Origin of the sequence: Bacillus sp. JJ1521 (assembly GCF_036965165.1) — a bacterium.
GTDB lineage: Bacteria > Bacillota > Bacilli > Bacillales > Bacillaceae_L > Ferdinandcohnia.
In genome coordinates this window covers 1-6839 of record NZ_JBALOX010000259.1, presented here as the reverse complement: position 1 = coordinate 6839, position 6839 = coordinate 1, and the positions used below count along the sequence as shown (strand labels likewise).

The following is a 6839-nucleotide window of genomic DNA, read 5'->3' as shown; positions in this document are numbered from 1 at the left end:
AAAAAATCTGGGCGTAAATATGCCGAGGAATATTGATTAAATGAGGGGGTGTTTATGATTACGAAAAGTGAAATGGGTTGGAACTTTGACAACAGCTATATAGAGTTGCCAAAAGAATTCTATTCTAAAACAAATCCAAATCCTGTCCTGGAACCAGAGTTAGTTATCCTAAATAAACACTTGGCAGAATCACTTGGTTTAGATGTTAAGGAATTATTGAAAGATGGGATAGAGGTCTTTGCTGGAAATCGCATACCAGAAGGTGCTGTCCCTATAGCTCAAGCCTATGCTGGTCATCAGTTTGGGCATTTTACGATGCTTGGAGACGGCCGTGCAGTGTTGCTCGGTGAAACGATTACACCCGCAGGAACTCGCTATGATATACAGCTAAAGGGTGCGGGTCGCACGCCTTATTCACGCGGTGGAGATGGTCGTGCCGCAATTGGACCAATGCTGCGTGAGTATATCATTAGTGAGGCTATGCATGGATTACGGATTCCGACTACTAGAAGTTTAGCAGTTGTCTCCACAGGTGAGCCAATTTATCGAGAAACGGTTCTCCCTGGAGCCATTCTTACTCGAGTTGCTTCAAGTCATATACGTGTCGGAACGTATCAATTTATTACAGGATTGGGAAAAGTGGATGAACTGCAAACCTTAGCGGATTATACAATTGAACGTCATTACCCCGAAATTAAGGATGAGGAACACCGCTATCTTGCACTCTTACGCGAAGTGATCAAACGTCAAGCAGCTTTAATTGCGAAATGGCAGCTGGTAGGTTTTATTCATGGTGTAATGAACACAGATAATATGGCAATTAGCGGAGAAACCATTGATTATGGTCCGTGTGCATTTATGGATACATATGACCCAAAAACTGTGTTTAGCTCAATTGACACAGGAGGGCGTTATGCATATGGTAATCAACCATATATCGGTGGTTGGAATCTTGCACGGTTTGCGGAAAGCTTATTACCATTACTTCATGAAAACGAGGAACAAGCCCTACAATTAGCACAAGGTGAAATCACGAAATACAATGAAATTTATCGAGAAAATTGGCTAAACGGAATGAGGGCGAAGCTTGGCTTATTTGATCAAGAGGAAGAGGATAACGAACTAATTGAAGAATTACTGGAATTGATGGAACAAAACCAGTCAGATTATACAAATACGTTTGTTGCCCTCACGCTCGATAAATTTGAGAGCCTTGCAGTTTGCGGCACAGATGGTTTTAAAAATTGGCAACAAAAGTGGAAGGAAAGACAAGGGAGACAGAAGAAATCAGATGAAGAGATCAAGGATTTAATGCAAACATCGAATCCAACAATCATTCCGCGAAACCATCGCGTTGAAGAAGCACTTGATGCGGCGAGCGAAGGTGATTACAGTGTTATGGAAAGACTACTGTCAGTGTTAAAAGATCCTTTTGCACACTCAGATGAGCATTCTGATTATACAAATCCACCTGAGCCTACAAACCAACCATATCGTACATTTTGTGGAACATAAATTATCCTAGGGTACACCTTTTCTGGTGTGCCTTTTTTTGTCTAGTTCCAAGCGTCATCGGCTCTCTGGTCTAAGCCAATCGCTTCGGAAGGTAAAGAGCACCTTCTGTCAACGCTTGTCTTATGCTTGTCGCCGATAGACGGAAGCATTAAGCTTTTCTGTGTATGTTAAAAATACCAGTTACATATTTTACATTATCACTTCAAAAACGAACGTTTATTCTGTACAATTAGAGTAGAAATTCTGAGGTGATTTATTATGAAGTTTCGGAAAAATATCCAAGAACTAATGGATTTTATAAAAGAAAACCCACAATACGCTAAAAACATAGTTAACTGGCATACGATTGAGGCTACCTCTGCCAAGACGATTGCATTGCCTGCATCCATAGATGATAGATTACGAGAAGCATTGGGCAAAAGAGGGATACAAAGAGTTTACACCCATCAACATTCAGCCTATGAAATAACACGAAGTGGACGGAATTTCGTTGCCGTAACTCCGACAGCGTCGGGTAAAACGCTTTGCTACAATCTACCTGTTTTACAAACGATTGTTGAAAATGATCAGGCACGCGCTCTTTATTTGTTCCCAACAAAAGCATTAGCTCAGGACCAAAAAAGTGAACTAAATGAAATCATTGAGGAAATGGGAGTTGCCATTAACAGTTATACATATGATGGTGATACACCGGCAAACATTCGTCAAAAGGTACGAAAAGCAGGACATATTGTCATTACAAACCCAGATATGCTGCATTCAGCTATTCTTCCCCATCATACAAAATGGGTTTCATTGTTTGAAAATCTGAAATATATTGTGATTGATGAGTTACACACTTATCGCGGTGTATTCGGAAGCCATGTTGCAAATGTGATTAGGAGATTGAAACGGATTTGCGCATTTTATGGAAGTAATCCGATATTTATGTGTACATCAGCAACCATTGCCAATCCACAGGAACTCGCTGAAAATTTGACAGGAACGAAGATGGAATTGATTGAAAACAATGGTGCACCAACGGGTAGGAAGCATTTTGTATTTTACAATCCACCGATTGTTAATAAACCGCTCAATATTCGAAGAAGTGCGACCCTTGAAGTGCGGAAACTTGCGAGTGAATTTTTGCAAAATAAAATCCAAACGATAGTCTTTGCCCGAAGTAGGGTAAGGGTGGAAATTATACTTACGTATTTGCAGGAGCTAGTTAAACACAAGCTTGGTCCTAAAGCAATCCGTGGTTATCGTGGAGGGTATTTGCCAAAACAACGTCGTGAAATAGAACAAGGACTTCGAAATGGTGATATTTATGGGGTTGTCAGCACGAATGCTCTTGAATTAGGTGTTGACATTGGACAGCTTCAAGTTTGTATTATGACCGGCTACCCCGGAACGATTGCAAGTGCGTGGCAGCAAGCGGGTCGTGCTGGCCGACGCCAAGGGGAAGCTGTCATTTTTATGGTTGCAAGCTCCAATCCACTTGATCAATATATGATTCAAAACCCAGAATACTTTTTTAGTAGAAATCCTGAGACAGCTCGGATTAATCCTAATAATCTTGTCATTTTAATTGACCATATTAAGTGTGCCGCCTATGAATTGCCGTTTAAAGCTGGCGATACATTTGGCGACCTTGATCTTGAAGATATTCTAGAATTTTTAACAGAGGAAAGAGTCCTCTATCAAAATGGGGATAAATGGTATTGGATGAATGATTCCTTTCCAGCCCACAATATAAGCCTGCGTTCAGCTTCTCAGGAGAATGTTGTCATCATTGACCAAACCGATATAGCTGCTGTGAAGGTTATTGGGGAAATGGACCGATTTAGTGCGATGACCTTACTTCATGATGAAGCCATCTATTTGCACCAAGGTGTTCAATTCCAGGTTGAAAAGCTAGATTGGGAAGAAAAAAAAGCTTTTGTGAGGGAAGTAGATGTCGATTATTTTACAGATGCTAACCTAGCTGTTAGCCTTAGAGTTTTAGAGGTTGATAAAGAACGATCAAATGAATCAATCGAAATTGGGTATGGAGACGTATCTGTTCAAGCAATGGCAACCATTTTCAAGAAAATAAAATTTGAAACGCATGAGAATATCGGGTCAGGTCCGATTCATCTCCCAGAAGAGGAACTGCATACTTCTTCTGCGTGGATAAGTTTGAAAAAATCTGAACTTGAGGGATTAAGTGACGAGCGAATTGAGGAAGGTTTAGTAGGTGTTGCGAATGTGTTAAGGCATGTTGCGCCACTTATGACAATGTGCGATCCATCTGATCTGCATGTTGTTCCACAGGTGAAAGCTGTCCACAATGAGCAGCCCACAATCTTTTTATACGATCGTTATCCAGGCGGAATTGGCTTAAGTGAAAAAATCTATGATGCTATGGAAAATCTCATAACTGAATCAGAAGAATTAATTCAAAAATGTTCCTGTGAATCAGGTTGTCCTTCCTGCATTGGGACAGACGTCATCCAGGAACAAGCAAAAACAGATGCGCTAACTATAATTTCAAAGCTAAAACAAGGAAAGTAAGGAAAATTTTAAAGGAGTTTCATTATGTCGCTTAAAGGGAAATTAAACCGGTTAAAAAATCATATTGTAAAAGAAGAAGAGGGAAAATCGAAATCTGTCGAACCTTCAGTTGTGATGGAGGAAATTCCCTTTCTTGATAAATGGAAAGAATTTGGAGCCGAACCCTTTTATTTTGATGGAACGTACTGCATGGTTCGGAAAGTGGAATATCCATTGGATTATAAGCATGGTTTATATTCGTTTTCCAAATTAAACGATTGTATCGAAATGTGGAATACATCTTCAATAAAGCACCCATTGTCTGCAAAAGGACATCAACTTTCCGATTTATTTTTCTTTGATACGGAAACAACAGGTTTAGGTGGGGGGACAGGGAATACAATCTTTTTATTAGGACATGCAAGAGTTCAGGAGGATAAAGTGATCCTTACCCAACATTTTTTACCCAATCCTGGAGCTGAGGTTGCCCTTTACCAAAGTTTTCTTTCGAGTGTTGATTACACAACTCTAGTCACATATAACGGAAAATCCTTTGATTGGCCACAAGTAAAAACAAGGCATACATTAATTCGGGATGCATTGCCTAAGTTGCCGGATTTTGGACATTTCGATTTGTATCATGCAGCTAGAAGGCTCTGGAAAAACAAACTGGATTCTGTAAGACTTTCAAATGTCGAGAAGGAGATTCTAGACATAAAGCGTAACGGTGATGTCCCGGGTTATTTAGCTCCGATTCTTTATTTTGATTTTGTAGAAAATCAGATGCCAGATGGAATTTTTGGTGTGATGCGGCATAATGAAATCGATATTTTATCCTTATTGACTTTATACATCCATTTATCAGGTGCTGTCATATTGAACGAAAAAAATAAATATACTTCTGATAAATACGAAGTGGCAAGGTGGCTTGAGGCTTTAGGGGAGACTGGTAAAGCGCAGGAATTATATCAGCAAGTAGTTGATGTAGATTCAGAAAAGGAAACAAAGGCAAAACTGGCCCTTGCTTTTCTTTCAAAAAAGGAGAAAAATCTTGAAGAAGCGATGAGGCTATTTATTGAGATACATGAGAATGGTGATGATCAGGAAGCCGTTGTAGCAAGTATAGAGCTTGCGAAATATTATGAGCATCATGTAAAGGATTTCGAATCCGCATGGGACTTTGCAAATAGTGGTTACACAAGATGGAAAACGACAAGGGCCTCAGATAATAAGACAAATGATACAAAAATTGAAAGCGAATTTGAGAAGCGAATCGCAAGAATAGGCAGGAAACTTCAAAATAGTTAGAAAATATTACCCGGGTAAGCGCAAAATTAGTGGTTTTTCGCGTTTGATTTGTCGATTTCATGAATATTTTTAGACTTCCTTCATTTGTCATTGTAGAACTTTGTAATACCATGTAAAATAGTGTTTTGTGTAAGGGAAATATTATTTTAGATGGAGCGAAAATAATGTATAAGAAAATTTTATTTCTGTACTTTTTTGTACTAGTTTTAATCTTAATCGTGTTAACTGGGATAAAAGACGGCTCATATGCGTTTTTTTAATAAAAATAGGTGTTTTGATTAGTACATGACTCCGCATTCCTTCATAGGCTATTACTGTAAGACAGATGAAGGAAAGGAGATAGATAAAATGTTTTGTCCAACAAATGTAATGCAACCTATTATTCACCCAACGAGATGCTGTGTTCAACACCACTGCTGTAAAACAATTGTTCCACATATTCATCCTTCACATACGCAACATGTAAATCATCATATGTATCAACATATGCATTATTTTCCACACACAGAATCTGTTGCGAATGAAGTAACAAATCAACACTTCAGCTGTGGAGCAAGACCACCAGGTCCATTTCTTGGCCGGTAATCAAATAAAGAAACCTAACCTAAAAATGTAACAAATGAACTTGACAAAAATACAACAGGAGCTGTAATGGTTCCTGTTTTACATATGTTTTTTGGAGTGTATATCGCGAAAATCACAAGGAAAGGAGTCTTGAGATGATAAAGGTAGTTGCAATTACAGGCTATAAACCGTTCGAGCTTGGAATTTTTGGACAAGACCATCCTGGAATCCGATATATTAAACTAGCCCTAAAAAATGCGCTGATTCCTTTAATTGAAGATGGACTTGAATGGGTCATTATAAGTGGTCAACTTGGGGTTGAGCTTTGGGCTGCCGAAATTACATATGAACTTCAAGACGAGTATCCAGACCTTAAAATTGCTGTCATTACTCCATTCCTTGAGCAAGACGAAAATTGGAACGAAACAAATAAAGAATACTACCAATTCATTCTGTCCCAAGCGGACTATGTAAACAGCATTACAAACCGAAAATATGATAATCCATCGCAATTCCGATTGAAAAATGCTTTTTTTCTAGACAAAAGTGATGCATTATTAATACTATATGACGAGGAAAATGAAGGGAGTCCACGTTATATTTATTCAGATGCGAAAAAAAAGTGCGAAAATGAGGATTATCAGCTTATAACAATTAACGCGTATGACCTTCAGGCAGTCGTAGAAGAGGATCAATACGCAAATAATGACTTTTAAAAGAAGCTGCTTTGCCAATATAAATTGACAATACATGAAATTTTTGAAAAAATAGACATAGGAATAATGGGGAAAGTGTATCGAGGTGAAATTTATGTTATCTGATAAAATAAAATTAACAGCAACACAGATACTTGAAAAAGAATTTAAATCAGGCATGAAAGGCTACAAACAAGAAGAAGTTGATAAATTTTTAGATGTGATCATCAAGGACTATGAAAT

At 38.4% G+C, this 6839-nt stretch carries 6 protein-coding genes; all 6 read left to right on the top strand.

The features are described 5' to 3' along the window. Nucleotides 1–54 precede the first annotated feature (54 nt). On the top strand, nt 55–1515 hold the full coding sequence (locus V7147_RS24245; RefSeq protein WP_335370357.1) for a protein adenylyltransferase SelO: 1461 nt from the start codon (nt 55–57) through the stop codon (nt 1513–1515). 258 nt (nt 1516–1773) lie between these two features. Further along, nucleotides 1774–4050, top strand: a complete 2277-nt coding sequence (locus tag V7147_RS24240; protein WP_335370356.1) for a DEAD/DEAH box helicase — start codon at nt 1774–1776, stop codon at nt 4048–4050. A gap of 24 nt (nt 4051–4074) precedes the next feature. Next, nucleotides 4075–5337, top strand: a complete 1263-nt coding sequence (locus V7147_RS24235; RefSeq protein ID WP_335370355.1) for a ribonuclease H-like domain-containing protein — start codon at nt 4075–4077, stop codon at nt 5335–5337. A 348-nt stretch (nt 5338–5685) separates the two neighbouring features. After that, on the top strand, nt 5686–5922 hold the full coding sequence (locus tag V7147_RS24230) for a spore coat protein (protein WP_335370354.1): 237 nt from the start codon (nt 5686–5688) through the stop codon (nt 5920–5922). A 137-nt stretch (nt 5923–6059) separates the two neighbouring features. Further along, nucleotides 6060–6617: a DUF1273 domain-containing protein gene (locus V7147_RS24225; RefSeq protein WP_335370359.1), complete on the top strand. Its 558-nt coding sequence runs from the start codon at nt 6060–6062 to the stop codon at nt 6615–6617. Between the two features lie 94 nt (nt 6618–6711). Further along, the coding region (locus V7147_RS24220) for a DivIVA domain-containing protein (RefSeq protein WP_335370358.1) at nt 6712–6839 on the top strand (128 nt) is incomplete at its 3' end.

Excerpts from the sequence above, each read along its gene's own strand:
- V7147_RS24235 (WP_335370355.1), top strand. The coding sequence starts at position 4,075 with ATGTCGCTTAAAGGGAAATTAAACCGGTTAAAAAATCATATTGTAAAA.
- V7147_RS24240 (WP_335370356.1), top strand. The coding sequence starts at position 1,774 with ATGAAGTTTCGGAAAAATATCCAAGAACTAATGGATTTTATAAAAGAA.
- V7147_RS24230 (WP_335370354.1), top strand. The coding sequence starts at position 5,686 with ATGTTTTGTCCAACAAATGTAATGCAACCTATTATTCACCCAACGAGA.
- V7147_RS24245 (WP_335370357.1), top strand. The coding sequence starts at position 55 with ATGATTACGAAAAGTGAAATGGGTTGGAACTTTGACAACAGCTATATA.